Origin of the sequence: Ekhidna sp. (assembly GCF_040223195.1) — a bacterium.
Classification (GTDB): domain Bacteria; phylum Bacteroidota; class Bacteroidia; order Cytophagales; family Cyclobacteriaceae; genus Ekhidna.
In genome coordinates this window covers 1-18,817 of the sequence record NZ_JAVKDX010000011.1, presented here as the reverse complement: position 1 = coordinate 18,817, position 18,817 = coordinate 1, and the positions used below count along the sequence as shown (strand labels likewise).

General features: G+C 41.5%; 18 protein-coding genes and 1 pseudogene. 6 read left to right on the top strand and 13 right to left on the bottom strand.

Annotation, left to right across the window (positions count from 1 at the left end; all coding sequences use genetic code 11):
• The 3 genes and pseudogenes from RLN88_RS04890 to RLN88_RS04880 form a co-directional block, all read right to left on the bottom strand.
• Positions 1 to 279, bottom strand: a pseudogene (locus tag RLN88_RS04890) (hypothetical protein); the annotation flags it as partial.
• Positions 276 to 707: a Rieske (2Fe-2S) protein gene (locus RLN88_RS04885; RefSeq protein WP_350205668.1), complete on the bottom strand. Its 432-nt coding sequence runs from the start codon at positions 705 to 707 to the stop codon at positions 276 to 278. The pseudogene RLN88_RS04890 and the gene RLN88_RS04885, both read right to left, overlap by 4 nt.
• Before the next feature lie 2 nt (positions 708 to 709).
• Positions 710 to 1,903, bottom strand: coding sequence for a di-heme oxidoredictase family protein (locus RLN88_RS04880; RefSeq protein WP_350205667.1), 1,194 nt, complete (start codon positions 1,901 to 1,903; stop codon positions 710 to 712).
• Between the two features lie 85 nt (positions 1,904 to 1,988).
• Here RLN88_RS04880 and RLN88_RS04875 point away from each other — a divergent pair, with 85 nt between their 5' ends.
• Positions 1,989 to 2,651 carry a metal-dependent transcriptional regulator gene (locus RLN88_RS04875; RefSeq protein WP_350205666.1) on the top strand — a complete coding sequence of 221 codons (663 nt, stop codon included), beginning with the start codon at positions 1,989 to 1,991 and terminating at the stop codon, positions 2,649 to 2,651.
• A 69-nt stretch (positions 2,652 to 2,720) separates the two neighbouring features.
• Here RLN88_RS04875 and RLN88_RS04870 read toward each other — a convergent pair whose 3' ends face one another.
• The 10 genes from RLN88_RS04870 to RLN88_RS04825 form a co-directional block, all read right to left on the bottom strand.
• Complete coding sequence (locus tag RLN88_RS04870) at positions 2,721 to 5,804, bottom strand: efflux RND transporter permease subunit (RefSeq protein ID WP_350220255.1); 3,084 nt, start codon at positions 5,802 to 5,804, stop codon at positions 2,721 to 2,723.
• A 10-nt stretch (positions 5,805 to 5,814) separates the two neighbouring features.
• Entirely contained in the window at positions 5,815 to 7,326 is a 1,512-nt protein-coding gene (locus RLN88_RS04865) for an efflux RND transporter periplasmic adaptor subunit (RefSeq protein ID WP_350220254.1), read from the bottom strand.
• Positions 7,327 to 7,347: 21 nt separating this feature from the next.
• On the bottom strand, positions 7,348 to 7,629 hold the full coding sequence (locus RLN88_RS04860) for a hypothetical protein (RefSeq protein WP_350205663.1): 282 nt from the start codon (positions 7,627 to 7,629) through the stop codon (positions 7,348 to 7,350).
• Positions 7,630 to 7,648: 19 nt separating this feature from the next.
• Complete coding sequence (locus RLN88_RS04855) at positions 7,649 to 8,833, bottom strand: TolC family protein (RefSeq protein ID WP_350205662.1); 1,185 nt, start codon at positions 8,831 to 8,833, stop codon at positions 7,649 to 7,651.
• An 83-nt stretch (positions 8,834 to 8,916) separates the two neighbouring features.
• Positions 8,917 to 9,306, bottom strand: a complete 390-nt coding sequence (locus RLN88_RS16740) for a hypothetical protein (RefSeq protein WP_502879966.1) — start codon at positions 9,304 to 9,306, stop codon at positions 8,917 to 8,919.
• A gap of 227 nt (positions 9,307 to 9,533) precedes the next feature.
• Positions 9,534 to 9,956 (bottom strand): DUF6326 family protein, encoded by a 423-nt coding sequence (locus RLN88_RS04845; protein WP_350205659.1) that lies wholly within the window; start codon positions 9,954 to 9,956, stop codon positions 9,534 to 9,536.
• 153 nt (positions 9,957 to 10,109) lie between these two features.
• Positions 10,110 to 10,316, bottom strand: coding sequence for a heavy-metal-associated domain-containing protein (locus RLN88_RS04840; protein WP_350220253.1), 207 nt, complete (start codon positions 10,314 to 10,316; stop codon positions 10,110 to 10,112).
• A gap of 76 nt (positions 10,317 to 10,392) precedes the next feature.
• Positions 10,393 to 10,773 carry a DoxX family membrane protein gene (locus RLN88_RS04835; RefSeq protein ID WP_350205657.1) on the bottom strand — a complete coding sequence of 127 codons (381 nt, stop codon included), beginning with the start codon at positions 10,771 to 10,773 and terminating at the stop codon, positions 10,393 to 10,395.
• Positions 10,774 to 10,807: 34 nt separating this feature from the next.
• The gene (locus RLN88_RS04830; RefSeq protein WP_350220252.1) at positions 10,808 to 13,054 is read right to left on the bottom strand and encodes a heavy metal translocating P-type ATPase; all 2,247 of its coding nucleotides are present in this window, start codon (positions 13,052 to 13,054) and stop codon (positions 10,808 to 10,810) included.
• A gap of 80 nt (positions 13,055 to 13,134) precedes the next feature.
• Positions 13,135 to 13,713: an AraC family transcriptional regulator gene (locus RLN88_RS04825; protein ID WP_350220251.1), complete on the bottom strand. Its 579-nt coding sequence runs from the start codon at positions 13,711 to 13,713 to the stop codon at positions 13,135 to 13,137.
• A gap of 255 nt (positions 13,714 to 13,968) precedes the next feature.
• On the opposite strand from RLN88_RS04825, the gene RLN88_RS04820 reads away from it, so the two are divergent.
• The 5 genes from RLN88_RS04820 to RLN88_RS04800 all read left to right on the top strand — a co-directional run.
• A complete protein-coding gene (locus RLN88_RS04820) occupies positions 13,969 to 14,301 on the top strand; it encodes a YHS domain-containing protein (protein WP_350220250.1) in 333 nt (110 codons plus the stop codon).
• A 263-nt stretch (positions 14,302 to 14,564) separates the two neighbouring features.
• Positions 14,565 to 15,173: a DUF4136 domain-containing protein gene (locus RLN88_RS04815; protein ID WP_350205653.1), complete on the top strand. Its 609-nt coding sequence runs from the start codon at positions 14,565 to 14,567 to the stop codon at positions 15,171 to 15,173.
• 366 nt (positions 15,174 to 15,539) lie between these two features.
• Entirely contained in the window at positions 15,540 to 17,732 is a 2,193-nt protein-coding gene (locus RLN88_RS04810) for a multicopper oxidase domain-containing protein (protein ID WP_502880098.1), read from the top strand.
• Between the two features lie 227 nt (positions 17,733 to 17,959).
• On the top strand, positions 17,960 to 18,346 hold the full coding sequence (locus tag RLN88_RS04805) for a DUF302 domain-containing protein (protein WP_350205651.1): 387 nt from the start codon (positions 17,960 to 17,962) through the stop codon (positions 18,344 to 18,346).
• 117 nt (positions 18,347 to 18,463) lie between these two features.
• Positions 18,464 to 18,817, top strand: a 354-nt coding sequence (locus RLN88_RS04800) for an amino acid permease (protein WP_350205650.1), incomplete at its 3' end; no start/stop codon positions are given.

Sequence of the window (18,817 nt, the reverse complement as noted above, 5' to 3'; positions counted from 1 at the left end):
GGAAGCAACAAAAAGCGTCATTCGCGGGACTCGGAAGCTATGTCCATCTGTCACACCATCTTCACCAATGTATCCATAATCTGCCTCAATATATCCACCTACTGATACCGGTAACTTACCAACCTGTAGAAAAGGTCTGTTGTAAACAGCATCCATATTAAGCTGGTTTTTTGCCGTATCAACTGGTGTACGCTTGAGTAAAGTACTGTCGATTTGAGCCTTTGCATCTATCGAAAGCAGAGATGTTATTGTTATAAGTATCCAACCAAACTTCCTCATGATAAATCGATTTTAAGGGTTTTACTTTCTTTTATAATTGGGAAACTTCTAAGCGATGTATCAGCCGGGCCATTTTGAACACTTCCATCTTGTGTAAACTCACTTCCATGGGCAGGACACTGTAGCCGATCTCCAAATACCTGAAGTTCCGTGCCTTGGTGTGTGCATTTCATGAGCAATGCTTTGTAGTCATTGGAATTGAAGCGGAAAACAGCTACCGGGTATTGTAATGACTCATTCTGCACCACTACATACTTTAAATAGTTGTTTTCCTCTTTCAAAAATGCTGCTTCAGGCAGACTCAGATAGGAGCCTTCTATATTCCCAGAAATGTATCGGGTTCCAGCACATCCTTCAAGGAGTAAACCTGTTGCCACTATACCGAGGCAGCCCATTCCGCATTTTCTGACAAATTCTCTTCTTTCCATATCTAAAGAGATTTGAGAAACTTAATGAGTGCCTCTTTATCATCTTCAGAAAGAGAGACAAATTGATTTTTACTGTTGTCAGCTTCTCCACCATGAAGCAGGATAGCTTCTTCAATACTTGCGGCTCGTCCATCATGCATTAAGAAGAATGATCCGCCTTGCGAATTGGGCGAAAGTCCCAAGCCCCATAATGGTGGAGTCCGCCATTCGTATGTTTCAGCAGATCCTTCGGTGGCACCATCATCCAGCCCTAGTCCCATATCATGTAGCAACAAATCCGTGTATGGGTAGAATGTCCTATTCGATAATGCTTCGATATCAGACTCTGGGGTTGTCCATTCAGGGATATGACATGAGGCGCACTGTATTTCTGTAAATATTGACTTCCCTTGTAATACCACCGTGTTTTCCTCTGATCTAGGAATAGGAGCTTTTAATGTTCTCAGATAAAAGACCACATCACGAATCGTTTGATCAGAAACTTCAGGATCGGTAGAAAGCTGGCTGTAAGGATCAATGGGCTCAAAAGTTGAAGTAATTCCCATATCCTGATTGTAGGCACCTACGGTCTGTTGAAGCAGATCAATCGCCGCAGCTTTCTTCCCAAAACGCCCTATAATTTTACCATTGACAGGCTGATGAATCGATTTCTGTTCAAAGTAGTCTGGTGGTGTTATGTAATTTGGTTTCCCGGAAATACCATCACCATCATCATCAAGAGAATCGACATTCTGCAGAATCTGTTGATCTGACAGTGCTGCCAGAAATCCCAACCCAGTAACAGCCGGTGGAGTAAACTTCATGAATGGAACACCATCTGGCAGCTTTTCAGGTTCAAACCCTGGTATTGCTCTATTTTGAAGTTGAGGACCTCCAATAGATAGATCCGGCAATGTGTTTGGCAGTGATTGACCAAATCTAGTGAGCGTGGTAAAAGGATGACCTTTGCCATCTCCTGCATGACAGCTTCCACAGGACGTGGCAACAAAGCCTGGTCCAAGTCCATTTTCCACTGAAAACACCTCGTCATTAAAAGCAATATCTCCATCCAAAAATTGTCTTTGCTCAGCATGGGATAAGCCTTCCGTAGGGCCATCCAGCAGCTCATTTTCAGCAGGAGCAGCTGGTATTATTTCCTCACATGAAATAGCCAACACAAAAGTGACAATGCTCAGATATATTATTATTTTATTCATCTCAAAATAATTTTATACAAATCTATTAATTAAAGTTAGACATATCAAACTTTTAAATAAGACATGCGATACTTACTTTTGAAACATGATCACTATCACGGAGGAGAATTATCTGAAAGCCATCTACAGCCTAAACCTGAATCGAAACGGGAAGGAGCTTGGTACCAATGAACTTGCGAGTCATCTTGGAATATCTCCTGCTACGGTGAGTAGTATGCTAAAGAAGCTGAAAGAAAAGGGATTCATTGATTATAAAAAATACGGTGCAATATCACTGCTGAAAGAGGGTGAAACAATTGCTTTCTCTGTCATAAGGAAGCACCGATTGTGGGAAACATTTTTAGTTGAGAAAATGGAATTTACCTGGGATGAAATCCATGAGGTAGCCGAGCAACTGGAACACATTAAGTCCAAAAAACTAGTAGATCAACTGGATAAGCTTTTGGGTTTCCCTGAATATGATCCACATGGTGACCCTATCCCGGATGCCACTGGCAAGATTAGGGGAATGCACAAAACTACCTTAGAAAATGAATCAGTTGGCAAGCAACTAAAAGTTGTTGGAGTAAAGAACGATTCTCCTGCATTCCTTCAACACATTACACAATTGGGACTTGTCATCAATAGTAAAATCCTTATCAAATCACATCACGAGTTTGATGGATCTTTGGATGTTGAAATCGAAGGAGAAACTCGAATGGTTTCTCAAAAGGTTGCGGAGAATGTGTATGTTTCGGAAAGTCTATAAAGATATAATTTGAATCTAATGCATATTTGAAATAGTCAGGCCGATTTGGCCTGACTATCATTTACCTGGTTAATTCTTCCTTGAGTTAACCAACTCATACACACATGGGATAACAATGAGATTGAGCAAAGTAGCAGACAGCAACCCGCCCAAAATCACTACTGCCATTGGGCTTTGAATTTCATTACCCGGTTCGCCCCCTTTCAGTGCAAGCGGTATTAAGGCAAGCCCAGTAGTGAAGGCCGTCATTAGTATTGGATTCAGTCTGTCCAAAGCTCCGGTTTTGAGCAACTCAAACCCTTGCAAACCTTCCTTCCTCAAATCCTCATACCTCGATACCAATAGGATTCCGTTCCTAGTAGCGATACCAAACAAGCTAATAAAGCCAATGGTAGCAGCAATGCTGATAATGCCGGAAGTGAAGTACACAATCAAAATCCCACCAATCAGAGCCAGAGGCAGATTGATCAAGACAATGAATGAAAGTTTCACATCCTGAAACTCATAATAGAGCAATAGAAAGATGATCAAAATGGCAACAACAGCCGTGATTAGTAATAATTGAGAAGCCTTTGCTTCACTCTCAAACTGACCGCCATACTCTACCCGATAACCTTCAGGTAAGTCAATATTCGCATCTACGATCTGCTGAATCTCATTTACCACCCCACGCAAATCACGTCCCTGCACATTGGCAGCTACTACAATCTTACGCTTTACATTCTCTCTGGAAATGGTATTCGGAGAACTTACAGATTTCACATCTGCAAGCTGATCCAATGTGATTTGCCCTCCGTTTGGTAAGGTGACCAAAGCAGCTTGTATGGATTCCATACTGCTCCTTGACTCCTTTTTAAAACGAACGATAAGGTCAAAATACTTCTGACCTTCATAGATTTCACCTGCCTTTTCTCCGGCAAAGGCCACATCTACTTGCTCCATCAAATCACCAACCGTCATACCATAAGCAGACAGCATTTGTCGCTTGGGTGTAATGCGAATTTGTGGCACTTCGATCTGCTGATCTACTGCAACATCGGCAATTCCATCAATGGAATTGATATTGGTTTCTACACTTTTACCCAACTCAAACAAACGCTGCAAATCATCACCAAAAATCTTGATGGCAATGTTTGCTCGAGTACCAGAAAGCATGTGATCAATTCGGTGAGCAATCGGCTGACCCAACGTGATATTTACACCAGGCACTACACTTAGCTTCGTTCGAACTTGCTCAAAGAATTGCTCCTTTGATTTTCCGTCTAGCGTAAAAGGCACATCTATTTCAGCCGCATTCACTCCCTGAGCATGTTCGTCCAGCTCAGCTCGTCCGGTTCTACGAGTTACCACATCCACTTCCGGCATATCCAAGAGCAATTGTTCAATCAGTTTTCCGTTCTTGTTGCTTTCTTCTAGCGACATACCTGGTATACCCACTGCACTGATCACCAAGGATCCTTCATTGAACTCAGGCAGGAAACTACGACCCAATTGTGTCAATAGAATCAAACTGATAATGAATGCCCCCACTGTCAAGCCAATGACGGTCTTGGGAAATCTCAACACCCTTTCCAATGTCCGTGAATATCGAGATTGAAGCCAGCGTTCCACTTTCGTTCCCTCAGCTTGTTTGCTGAGCACCTTTTCGCTTTTCAGCAAATAGGAACACAGTACAGGGGTAACGGTCACTGCTACGATCAGGGAAGTCAATACCGAAGTAATGAATGCTATGCCAAGTGGCTGCAACAATCTTCCTTCCATCCCACTGAGAAAGAATAGTGGAACAAACGATACAATGATGATGAGCGTAGCAATAATGATCGAGCTACGAATCTCCACCGAAGCGTCCTTCACCACCGTAAGCACAGGCTGTTGCTCCGCTTTTGGTTTTCGAATATTCTCACGCAATCGCTTGAAAACATTTTCCACATCAATGATCGCATCATCTACCAACGCACCAATGGCTATAGCCATACCTCCCAAACTCATCGTATTGATGGTATATCCCAGCATTTTAAGAACAATGATGGATACCAACAGCGAGATAGGAATGGCGAGCAATGAAATAACCGTAGTTCGCCAGTTCATCAAAAAGATGAATAGCACGATCACAACGAAAAAAGCTCCTTCCAGTAAGGTCTGATTCAGGTTGTTAATGGATGCCTCAATGAAATTTGACTGACGGAAAATGTGGCTTTTGATTTCCACGCTTTCCGGTAATGTGTTGTTCAAATCAGTGATGGCTTCATCGAGCCTTTCGGTCAATTCCAATGTGTTGACATCCGGCTGTTTGGAGATCGTCAAGATCACTGCAGGATCCGCATTTAGCGAACCGTCACCGATCTTGTCCGCTGCACCAATTTGTACGGTTGCAACATCCTTAATCTTGATGGATTGTCTATTGACATTCTTAAGAACCGCTTCTTCGAGGTGCTCTACTGAATACGCTCTACCACTTCCTTTAATGATATACTGATTGCCGTATTCATTCAAAAAGCCTCCTGGAGCATTCACATTGCTCTCTTGTACTTTCTCCAGTAGTTCACCAAGGCTCACATCATAGTATTTGAGCTTCTCCGGATGGGCCAATACCTGATATTGCTTGTAGTCCCCTCCAATCACAATCACATTGGCAATCCCGCCAATGGATTTGATTCTTGGGCGAATGGTCCAGTCAGCCAGCGTTCGCAGCTCCATCGGAGACAAACTATCTGATCGAACGCCTAAAAGCATTACCTCACCCATGATGGATGAAATGGGTGCCATAGTAGGCGTACCAACACCAGAAGGCAAATTCTCCCGAACCATCGGAATACGTTCACTCACAATTTGTCTTGCTCGATAAATATCCGTACCCCATTCAAATTCTATCCACACAATGGAGATTCCGGCAGCAGATGAAGAGCGGATTCTACGCACATTGGGCGAGCCATTCATGGCCGTTTCTAATTGATAGGTGACCAATTTTTCCACCTCTTCCGATTCCATTCCGTGCGCTTCCGTCAGTATAGTAACTGTGGGAGCTGTGAGGTCAGGAAATACATCCACATTCATGTTGCGGGCAATATAAATCCCCGACACGCTCAGTAGCACGGCTGCCAAAAGCACCATCAGGCGGTTTTGGAGCGATATTGATAATATTTTATTTAGCATGCTACGTTATTTAATGATCGTGTCCATGTGCTGGAACAGCGCCTGACATGGCCGCCATTTTTACCTGATAGGCGCCAATGCTCACTACCATTTCTCCAACTTCAAGACCAGATGTTATTTCTACCAAATTGCCGTTTTTACGCCCTATGGTTACTGGTCTTCTTTCAAAGCTTTCTCCCGATAGCTCCACAATGACAGAGTAACTTCCATAATCTTCCAATAAGGAGGATGTAGGAATCACCGTTGATTTTCTAGGTTTTCCAACCGACAGCTGCACCTCGGTAAAACTGCCTTCTGGCATTTCTACTACATCGTTGATCTTGGAATAGATGGACAACAAGGGGCTGTCTCTTTCTACTTCTTTTCCTATCGAAAGAATTTTTCCTCCGGTTGCATTTAAGCTGGACCATTTTCCTTCTTTAGGTTGATACCAAATATCGAAAATGCTATTCAGTTTGGAAGCATTTGCCGAACTGACTTGCGCTTCCAACAAACTAGACTTGTGACTCGTAATGGTCAATAGTGATGCACCTTCTTCCACAAATGCACCATTGTTCACAACGAGGCTTTTGATATAGCCATCAAACGGAACAATCACCTGCTTGCCATTGGTACCATACCCTGCACTCAAGGTCTCATACTTTGATTTGGCGACCAGATATTTTTGCTCTTCTTGCTCGAATTCTGCCTTGGAAACAATCTTTGATTCGAATAGCTTTTGCTTACGTTCATAAGAAGACTTGGCCTGATCGAAATTGGCTTTAGCCATTTTTATCTGTGCATCCATATTGTTGGATGTGAGATTGGCGCTGCTCACCGTCATTAATATTTGTCCTTTCCTCACCCTGGTCCCTTCATTGAGGCTGTTGCCACTAAAAGTGACCGTTCCGCTCACAGGAGCAGGAAGCGTCTGATAATCCGAAGGTGAAACTTTCCAGATGCCTGAAGTTGGAATCATTTCATAGACCTCTCCCATTTCAGCCTGAGCAGTCTGAAAATCAATCTTCCAGGCTTGCTCTTTCAAGAAAGTAATGGAACCGTCATCGGATTCTTCACCTCCCAACACTTCTATGGCTTCCTCAACTGATGCAAACACCCGAACGTCATTCATGACAATTCTGTCTGAAAGCGTTGGCGTTTTTATATCAAATATCAACTGAAATATACCCGATTCTTTTGGTTGCAGTATAGGTCTAAAAATTCCAGGAGAGGATGGTGCATCCACCGTGTGACGAATCCCTTTATCTCCCTTAACTAGACTTACTGTTACACTTCCCTCGCGTACAGGTTTATGCTTTTCCATAAACGTAAAGTGCGCTGCGAAGCGACTCGAACTTCCGACAACAAGAGCCGGAAACTCTACGAATAACTCCGTTTTATCTGTCCAGATAGTGGCGTCAAGTGTAGGCGTTTCAATGCCTTCTGTAACGTGACTGCCATCTGGTGCATGGGCATGCCCATCTTCCTCCGCAGGTTGGCATGAAAACACCACCAACGAAAACAATACTATTATATATCGCATATTATCTTTTGTTTTTAATGATTAATGATTGTGATGAGTACTACCGTCACCATGAGTATGGGTACCCTCTTCCTGAATCTGAGCAGAGTCACTGTCTACTGTGAATTCTTCTTGTTCATGGTGTTCACCATGCTCGTGATCCCCGTCATCATGACTGTGTCCATGGTCTTCTCCAGCTTCATCATGGGGATGTGCTTCTGATTCTGTATCATGTGGATGTCCATGCCCTGATTCAGATTTTTTACCCGAACAGGCAATAGCGAAAACAAAAGTTAATGCGATAAGGATATTTGAAATTTTCATAATTCGATGTTTTAAGATTTTATAATTGATGTTTTAAAAGTTGTGTTTGCGATACGTAAAGCTGGTATTGCATGTCCAGCATCGTATCATATGCCTGGCGATAAAACTTTAGCTCCATGTAGTATTCCAGGAAGGATAATTCACCTAGTTGATAGGCCTGCAGCAATAAGTCATCACTGTTTAAGCCCGATAAGGTTGCTTCATATTCCTGAAACTTGGAAAGCATAATCTCAAAGTCATTGTATTGCTTTTCAAATGCCGAATAGGCTTGCAATGACAAGGAGGTATTGATTGACTGTTGAAAGTCAACTTGAGATTGAGCGGCTTTCACCTTATTCCGGTTACTCCATAATGGAATACTAATGCCGGCATACACACCGGAAAACCGCTCACCGGCTACACCCTGACTATTGAAGCCAGCTGTCAAATTTGGGAGCGTCCTGCTTTTAGCTAACAGTAATGACTGCTGAGCAATCGCCTCCTGTTGCTTGAGTTTTACCAGCTCAGGATCTTGCACTTGCTTTTCCTGCCAAACACTTTCCTTGTCAGTCAAATCCAGGGATAAAGCATATTCATCAGATGAAAAACGTATCTCCGCTCCTCCATTAAGATTCTTAAGGAGTAGTATGGTGTTCTTCTGATCGCTTTCAATCTGCTGGATTTTGAACTGCTCCTGCATCCAGGCCACCTTCGCTTTATTCAATTCCAGGATACCTACCTGTTCTTTTTCGTAAAGCTCCTGCACCTGCTCAAACACCTCTTTTGCCTGCTCCACTCTAAGTGTTTCGGTAGTTAGGCGTTTGTTCAGGTAGATCAGATTCAGGCAGTATTCTTTGGCTTGCGCCAATATTTCCTGCCGCCTGGCCTGATAGTCAAGTTCCAACTGATCGGTTTGTTTGTCAATAAGATTCCTTCGAGTGCCATAGACCGTTGGGAACTCAAAAGACTGACTCACCTGGAACTCGGAGTAATCACCCGTACTATGCTCACCAAAAGGCAGATAGTATGCACCCAGTTGAGGGTCTGGCAGATTATTTCCGGATTTCAGTTCAAGAGCTCTACTCTCAGCATATTGACTGAGGGCTTTCAGCTCCTGGTTGTTTTGTTCAACTTCCCTGAGAATGCTTTCTATTGAGGTCGATTGGGCAATCAAGCCAAACGACAAGAAGCATCCGCAAAGAGCGAACACGATTTTTTTATACATGTAAATTGATTTTAGGATTAATCAAATAGTGTAGAGCATAACCTAATATGCTCTGTAAGCGAGATTCTTCCTGCTTGAAATGATTATCCTAAAGATGGGGGGCCTCTTAACGAAACCGAAGTTAGGTGGGGGGATTTTGTAGGGTCCGGAGGATGTTGCCAGAGTATCTGTTCTTCCGGCTCCCTTTCCGATATCTTAATCTCATAAGTAACATCTGCTACTACAACCTTTACTGATACCTGTTGCTTGGAGATACTTTTGGTGACAAGGATATTATCAACCTGGACTGTGTGAGCGTGTGTCCCAAAAAGGAATCCTACGAGATCAAAACCTTCACTGGAGTCATCATCGTCATGGTGATGGTGATGATCGTGATCATGAGAATGCTCAGCCTTAGTCTCAGCAATGCTTATGTGCTCAGCGCTACCGTGCTCATGATGAACATGCGGCAATACCTGATGCAGCAGATACATACTGAATATGCTCAGAAACGATATGGCCGATATTTTTCTAAACTGCTGCATTAAAGAACAAACTTAAACAGAAACTTTCCAATGCTTTTAATGGGTTTCATTGAATTTAATGTCTGACATATACCGAGTTCTATTGCCTGATCGTTCGCATGCTCTTGACATATAGCTAAGCAAGGTCATGCCCTTTATCGTGAATGCTGTGCTTCGTAATTTCCTATGATCTGCTTCTATTTGAGGGAATTTTGTACTTCCTTGTTCTCCTCAGATTGAGTCCAAGTCCATGCATACCAGACGATGAATAAAGTAGTTCCTATTTCTATAGTTGCAAAAAACATATAATGATAACTAGGTGTCCCCATGAATAGTGTTCCAATCATTATTAGTGTTTTGATAATACCAGCAATTATGTTGGATATGCGATTGGCATTGTATTTTAAAACTCTTGATAGCAAAGCCATTGCAATCGAGATTTCCATAATGATACCCGATATCAGCAAAGTGGTTTCATTCATTTTAAGTCCAGCGACTTCACCCGTAAGCAATGCGTTTAACAATTCTGCTGACATCAATGACAAAACATCGCAATACAAATAATTTAATGTAACAAATATCCATAGAGTGGATAAAATCACTCTTCTATTTTGAATCATATCTACTGAGCTATTTTATTTCTTTCCTAGTGGACGATTCAAGTTCGAATAAGTTACAATTGATGCAGTCTGGCAGCAATGAAGCACAGCAAATAAAATGCCCCAATACAATCAGCATTGGGACTTTTTCCATGATTGGAACCTGAAATTGCACTATACCTTTTCTATTTCAAACCCTGCTTCTATTACCGCTTTGACCACTTCATTCTCATCTCCTTCTAGCTCTACCTGCAGAATTTTATCAGGGTTTTCAATGTCTACTTTCCAGGACTCAATACTGTCCAGTTCATTAAGGTGTGGGGTGACTGATTTCAGGCATCCCCCGCAGTTGATATTTGTTTTAAATTTTATCGTTTCCATTCTTATCTATTTATACGTTGTACATTTTTTATAAATCAAATTTCCAAGGTCTTCGATAGTGAAGCACTATTGATTTTTAGGGCTTTAGTAAAATTGCCAGCTCCTTCCTTTTCCTAAAAAGCATATATACATTCAAGGTTGCCACCGCTATTCCTGGTATAATACCCGGTAAGTCAACGGCCAGGTGAAAAGCTATAATACCAAAACTAATAGGGAATAAAGCCAACAAAGAAAGGTTTGTAAACCTGTTGGTCAGCAATGAAAGTCCAACCAACATTTCTATAATACCTACTGTAGGAAGTATGAACTTGTTTGCCATTAGTCCCATGAAAGCATTCATCAAGGTTTCTGTCATAATATGACCATGGGGCATAAATTCTAAAAATTTATCAGATCCGAATGCAATAAGTGCAACTCCAAATATGACCCTGACTCCAGTATTAATTTTTGTTCTCATAATTTTTTTGTATTTATTTCTATATTTTGTTTTATTAATTGATTTGGTTTTTCAATCTCAGACTGTTGGTGACAACAGAGACTGAACTCATTGCCATGGCTGCCCCTGCTATCATGGGATTCAATAGAAATCCAAATAATGGGAATAGTGCACCGGCAGCTACCGGAATGGCTATCACATTGTAGATGAACGCCCAAAATAAATTTTGTCTGATCGTGCGTATAGTGGCCTTGGAAAGAGTAATGGCCCGGGTGATTTGCTGCAAGTCTGAGTGCATCAATGTAATACCAGCACTTTCCATAGCTATGTCTGTGCCACTGCCCATCGCTATGCCAATGTCCGCTTGCGCCAAAGCATGAGAGTCATTAATACCATCACCAGCCATTGCCACCACCTTACCTCTATTTTGTAAAGCAGTGATGAATTCTCCTTTGTCCGCAGGTTTAACCTGGGCTTTATAATTATCGATTCCAACCTGTTCAGCAATCGCTTTGGCCGTTTGTTGATTGTCTCCCGTTAGCATATGGATTTCCATTCCCATCTTTTTGAGGGAGCTGATAGCTTGCTTTGAGGAATCTTTTACCTTATCTGCTATGGCAATAACACCTAGCACTTCCTTATGATCCGCAAAGAGCACGACTGTTTTTGCCTCCTGTTTCAAAGTGTCTGACTGACTTCTCAATTTGGAATTGAACTCAATTTCATTGTCTCTTACTAGTTCCTCATTTCCTATAAAAAACCACTCCCCTTCGTATTTGGCTTTAGCGCCCTGTCCGGTGATGCTTTCAAAATTTGAGATCTCAACTGGTTTGCTCTTAGCCTCTTTCAGGTATTGAACAATAGCATGCGCCAATGGATGTTCCGAATTGGATTCGACTGAAAGTAAAATATCTTGAAACAGTTCTTTTGAGGTGTCACTTTTCCAATAGCTATCGGTAACCTCGGGTTTGCCTTCTGTTATCGTACCTGTTTTGTCCAGTACCAGTGCATTTGTTTTGTAGGCTACTTCCAGTGCCTGGGCATCCTTGATCAGTATACCCTGCTCGGCCCCTTTGCCAATACCTACCATTAATGCCGTAGGCGTGGCTAAACCCAATGCACATGGACAGGCGATGATGAGTACGGTAATGAGTGTAAGGAATGCATACGTGATGGAGGGTTCCGGGCCAAGAAAAAACCACAGTAAAAAAGTGAGAAGTGCCAGACCTACGACTACAGGCACAAATACTCCTGCTACTTTATCCACCAATTTCTGGATGGGGGGCTTACTGGCCTGGGCAGACTTGACGAGTTGAATGATCTGGGCCAACAGTGTTTCTCCTCCAACTTTGCTGGCCAGTATCTTTAAACTTCCTTTTTGATTGACTGTACCCGCAAATACTTCTTCCCCTTTTACCTTATTTACGGGGATAGGTTCTCCGGTGATCATACTTTCGTCAATATAAGATTCACCGCTTTTTACCTTCCCATCTACCGGAACTTTATCCCCCGGGCGAAGCAAGATCAAATCACCTTTGAGTACATCACTTAAAGGAATTGAAACTTCTTCTCCGTTCCTAAATACGACCACCTTTTTGGGCTGCAAGCCCATAAGTTTTTTGATAGCTGATGAAGTCTTGCCCTTGGCACGCTCTTCCAGGTACCTCCCCAGGAGTATTAGAGTCACTATAATTACCGCAGACTCATAATAAACATGGGGTGTAATACTGTGGTCAAGGAAAAATTGTGGATAGATTGTATTGAAAAAACTAAATGCAAAAGCCACTCCAGTACTAAGTGCGACCAGTGTGTCCATGTTAGAAGAGAAGTGCTTCAGCTTCTTCCAGGCGTTCACAAAGAATTCAGAACCGCTCCAAAAGAGAACAGGAGCCGAGAGCACCATCATGATCCAGTTTTCGTAAGGTATTTGTCCCATAAAAAACATGGCCATGATAAAAACAGGTGTTGAAAGGGCAGCTGCTATTATGAGCTTTGACCTGAGCTTTTTAAGTCTATTATCTTCAGCTTGGTCTATAGCTTCTTGCTGCTCATTTTTATCCCCAGCCAGGATCTCATAGCCTATTTCCTGAGCCTTATTTTTTATATGATCGAGAGTAATAGTATCCTGATTGTATACAATTGCTACCGATTTATTTGGGTAGTTGACAGATACTTCCCGGATGCCTTCATTTGGTTTCAGGTAAGACTCCAGACTCGCAGCACAAGAGGCGCAAGTCATTCCCAAAACTCCGTAGGACTCGCTTATTATTGTTTTATCTGCATCTTTCACATTAGCATCCATATTCCTTCAAATTTTATAAGCCAAAGGTATGAAGTAACCCAGGTGCAGGTGTTATGCAATTTTTGCTAAGGTTTATGAGATTATTGGGTCGCTACTCCATCAAGTGGCAGCCTTTCTTTGGTTGTGAGCTTTTTGAATTCTGAAGGGGACATACCGGTAACTCTTCTAAACTGTCCGGAGAGGTACTGAACACTACTGTAATTCAATTTGTACGATATTTCACTGAGTGTCAGTTCATCATACACCAGCAGCTCTTTTACTTTTTCCACTTTTTGCAAAATGAGGTATCGCTCTATGGTAATGTTCTCTACAGATGAAAACAAATTACTCAGATTGCTGTAGTCCTTTCCGATCTTCTTCTCTAAATAGTGAGAGACGTTTTGATTGCTTGCCACTTCAGGGTTATGAATAAGATCGATGATGGAGGTTTTTATCTGTTCTATGATTTTGCTATTACTATCCTCCAATAATTCAAACCCTCGATCCATAATCACCTCGCGGATTTGATCTAGCTGTAGTAAGTTAACCTTCTGTGAAAGCTTCACCTCTCCAAGTTGGATGTCGACTACTTCTATTCCTAACCGATTAAGCTCCTCTCGAATCACCTGGATGCAGCGATTGCAAACCATGTTCTTTATATACAATGTTTCTGGGATCATAGTCGAAGTTTAATGCATACAATGTACGAAAATCTAGATTTGTAGGATTTACAAAATTTTGGAAATGAGTTATGAAATTTTGGAATAAATCGGTGGTTGCAAATTCGCCAGATTGCTGCATTTATGAAGTCGTCTTTTTTATTTAATATATTTTGGTGCCAGATAATGAAATAAATCAAGGTATTTTAAGACGAGCGTCAGCTCTATCTACATCAATCCTTTCCACTTTTGTCTGGCATTCAAATAGATGGTTCCATGAATAGTTTAAGACAAAATTTAGCAATCACTTTGATTTTTTTAATAACAATGACATCTTGTATGTCGTTGAAGAACACTGGTCACTCAACACACGATAAAAACATTGATCCTGTCTGTGGTCAGGTTGTTGAAGCAGACAGTACAATCACAACCAAGTTTAGACAAACTACCTATAATTTCGATTCTGAAGAATGCCGGTCCGTTTTTCTGAAAGACCCGGAACGTTTTACCTCTCAAAAAAAAATATCTCAGAATCATATGACTCACTGGGGAATTCTTGGAGGGACAGTTATGGCAGCATCAATGATTGCTATGATGATTATACTTTAGATTACCTAACAGTCGAGTTAATTTATAGCTACCTAGGAAGACCGCAAAAAAAGACTTAATTCAATACATTTTCTTTTCATAAGTTGATAATGTATTATATAAGAGATATTCACAATTCCTTAAAACCTTCCCAAAACTTCGTAAGACCATCCCGAATTATTATCGTTCCTTTATAAATTATAATACCTCCGGGAATACTTCCGGCTTACCTATTTGGCAGGGCTGAAGGCAGGTCGGATTCCCCGGAGACCAACAAAAAACGCATGATAAAATTCATTCATTCAAATTCGCTCATAGTAGCTCTTATCGCTTTGGCATCTTGTAGCGTTTATCAGGACGTGCAGGTAACTAAAGACAAAAGTGTGGATTTCTCTCAATATGAAACCTACGCCTGGCTACCTGAAAAAGAGCATAATACTGATACTGAGTATGACAATGATTTTATCCGGCAAAAGACCAGAAACTATTTTGGGCATTGTATGGCTGAGCGACAGCTAAAACCAGATACTGCCAATCCGGATCTATTGCTACAGGTAGAGTGGCTGAGCCATGCAAGAAAAGTTGAAGTAGCCCGGGCAAATGACTATCCTGATTATAATTCAATAGATAACTACAATGCGCCTACAGTTTATCTCTACAACGGCAAACTTAGCGGTAACCCAGGCTGGAAAGAGGAATATTCTAAACCGGAGATTGTAAAATATGCTCATGGTGGTGCCAAATTGACTGCTATTGACCCTAAAACGAATCAGATCGTTTGGGAAGGCCTGGCTCAGGGCGATCTTTATGACCCCACTATCATGTATGATGATCTCCACCCATCTATCCACAAGATGATGAAAAAGTTTCCTATCAAGATTCCGAAAGAGTAGAAACATAAGTTGCTATCAGCTCATAACTTATAATGTCACCATAATTTCATAAATCTTAACCAATATTTCATAAAAACAAGTTCTTATTGACCTTGTTGACTCTGTACTAATTCATAATTGAACGAGTTGCGGATAGGGTTTTCCTTATTTGAATCAGACTACTTTAAGCCATGTGTTAATTACTCAGTGTGGGTTAATCAATTGATTATTTAGCGTGAAAATCCATTTTTCGTTTTTGTGCCTTTCAATTCTTTTTCTATATGAAAAATGTAATCGAAGAATAAATAGAATATAAACTTTATGATTAGAAATACACTTATTACCACTTTCATACTTTTAATTGGAAACCTTTCAGTTTTAGCTCAGATGGACACCATTGTTCATAACCTTGTCCTTCGACAGGAAACTGTAAATAAAGCAGGAAAAGAAGTAATTGGTATGACGGTAAACGGAGGAATTCCAGGTCCTACTTTACGCTTTGAAGAGGGCTCCTACGCAGTTATATATGTAAAAAACGAAATGGACGTGGAAACCTCGATACACTGGCATGGGTTACTATTACCCAATTTTTATGACGGTGTACCCTACCTCACCACTCCACCAATTGAGCCTGGCCATACCCAAAAATATGAGTTTCCTTTAAAGCAGGCCGGAACCTACTGGTACCATTCCCATACCATGCTGCAAGAGCAAAGTGGTGTTTATGGTTCGTTTGTAATCGAGCCAAAGGAGGAAACCCTGGATTATGACAAAGAGTTGGTGATGGTGCTCTCAGACTGGACCAATGAAAATCCAATGAGCGTTCTCCGTTTTCTAAAAAGAGGAACGGAATGGTATAATTGGCGAAAAGGAACAGCCACACCACTGAATCAGGTAATCGCTCGTGGAGCGCTGGGAGCACAGCTTAATTTTTGGAGGCAGAGAATGGAAAGTGCCGACATAGCAGATATTTATTACCCGGCATTTTTGGTGAATGGCGAGCAAAAGCAAGAATACCCTGATTTCAAACCAGGAGAAAAAGTAAGGTTGAGGATTATCAACGGAGCAGCTTCTACACAGTTTTGGATGACTTTTGGTGGAGGGGAGCCTACCATTGTTTCTGCCGATGGCCTGAATGTAGAACCAGTTGCCCACAACAAAACCTTCATCGCAATAGCCGAAACGTATGATTTTATTGTGACCATGCCAGATGAAGGAAAAATAGAGTTTAAAATCACTGCTCAGGATGGATCCGGTACTGCATCTGCGTTTCTCGGACAAGGTGAAGTGCTACCAGCACCCTCAGTACCCCGACCTGACAAGATTGGCATGATGATGAAAATGTCCAAGATGGATATGCGGATGGGTGCCCCTGCCCTGAAGTATCGCCCCAAGAAAGACAATCCCAAAGAACTGATGAGTAAATGGGGGATGCAAATGAAGGATGAAATAAGCGGAATGGAGATGAGCCACACCAAAAACGACATGCAAATGCATGAAGGGATGGATATGGAAAATGACAACTCTGAAAAACCTCAAATGAGTGGGATGGGTGATGGTGCAATGAATATGTTTTCTGAGTATAACTATGATTACCTCAAGTCTACAGAAAATACAACCTACTCGAAGGATTTACCTGTAAAAGAAATTCTCTTAAACCTAACAGGTAATATGAGCCGCTATATCTGGAGTATGAATGGCATACCACTTTCTGAAACCGACAAGATTAAGATCAATGAAGGAGAAGTAACAAGGATTACTTTCAATAACCTCACCATGATGCACCACCCAATGCACTTGCATGGACATTTTTTTAGGGTAATCAATGAGAATGGAGAGTATTCGCCCCTAAAGCATACCGTGAATGTGCCTCCTATGCAAAAAGTAACGATTGAGTTTTATGGAAATGAATATGGTGACTGGTTTTTTCACTGTCATATCCTGTATCACATGATGGGAGGCATGGCACGTGTGGTAAGTTATGATACACCCCGAGATCCACGAATGGAGCCATATCCTGTGTCCAAACTTGTACATGAAACCAATCAGTTTTATACCTGGGGAATGGCTGATATTGCATCACACACTGGTGGGCTAAACGTGGTTTCTTCCAACATCCGCAACCAGTTCAATTATACATTAGAATATGGTTGGAATGAAAATATTGAAACTGAGTTTTCTTATGAATATTATCTCTACGACTATGTGCGTGTCTTTGGGGGAGTAAATGTTGAGAATACTACACAAAATAGTCTGGATGATATAAAAACCACGGCAGTGGCTGGTATCCGATGGTTCACACCATACATGTTTAATGTGGACTTGCGGATTGATAACGAACTGAGACCAAGGGTAGGCATAGGCCGATCTGTGATGCTTTTCCCAAAGTTTGTTGTTTTTGGGTATTATGAATATCAGCTAGATGCTGGATGGATAAACACGCTTGAAAATAATGCTTCTTATGAAGAGGAAATCGTGTGGAATGCAGGTGCGGAGTTTCTCTTATCCAAAAACTTTTCGTTGATGGGGAGCTACGACAACCGCTTTGGTGGCGGGGGTGGCTTGTCCATCCGTTTTTAATAATGGGTTTAGGTATAAGAGTTACGTAACAATTGTTACAAACTTCTACTTAAATATTTACTAATATGGAAAGAACTAAATAGTTAAAACATGAAATGAGCATAAAAACAGAATCCTAATTATACTAACCAAAGGATGAATGTTTTTGATGTGAATTCCATGCCTGCATACCGAAAATGTAATATGGTATGCAGGCATGTGACCTTTTAAAATCAAATTATATAGACATGAAATATTATCACGAAAAAACATTAAAAGACGCAAGCTTCGAAGAAGCTATACAAAAAGTAACGGACGCCCTGAAAGAAGAAGGGTTCGGTATTCTTACAGAGATCGATGTAAAAGAAACCCTGAAGAAAAAACTGGATGAAGACTTTCGGCCTTATAGAATTCTGGGAGCCTGTAATCCGCCTTTTGCGCACAAAGCATTGTTGGCTGAAGATAAGATTGGTGCGATGCTGCCCTGCAATGTAATTGTACAGCAAGTTGATGAAGGGATTGAGGTCGCAGCAGTGGATCCGGTGGCCTCTATGCAGGCGGTAGCAAACGAAGGTTTGGAAAAAATAGCTCTTGAAATCAGGGATAAACTGAGGTCAGCTATTGAAAGCCTCTAGTTTTTTGTCACTCAATTTTTTTTGATAAAGAACTGACTGTAAGCTGAAAATCATGATGTAAGGGTGTTTCTAAGCAAAGTATCAGCTCTTGTGTCATTCACCTGATTAAATTAAGATATGTCTGAATACAACAAAAACAGCCTTAGCCTCACCGGAGCGGTAGCATTAGGTACAGGCGTTATGATCGGTGCGGGAATTTTTGCCCTGCTAGGCCAAGTAGCGGAGTTATCAGGAGCACTTTTCCCGGTCGCTTTTCTGATAGGTGCAATTATATCCGGATTTAGTGCCTACTCCTATATCAAAGTTTCCAATGAATATCCCTCTGCGGGAGGTATAGCTATGATCCTTAAGAAGGCTTACGGTAGAGGTACCATGACAGCTGCTGCCTCCCTGCTCATGGCTTTTTCCATGATCATCAATGAGAGTTTAGTGGCCAGGACTTTCGGCACCTACACCCTACAGCTTTTTGAT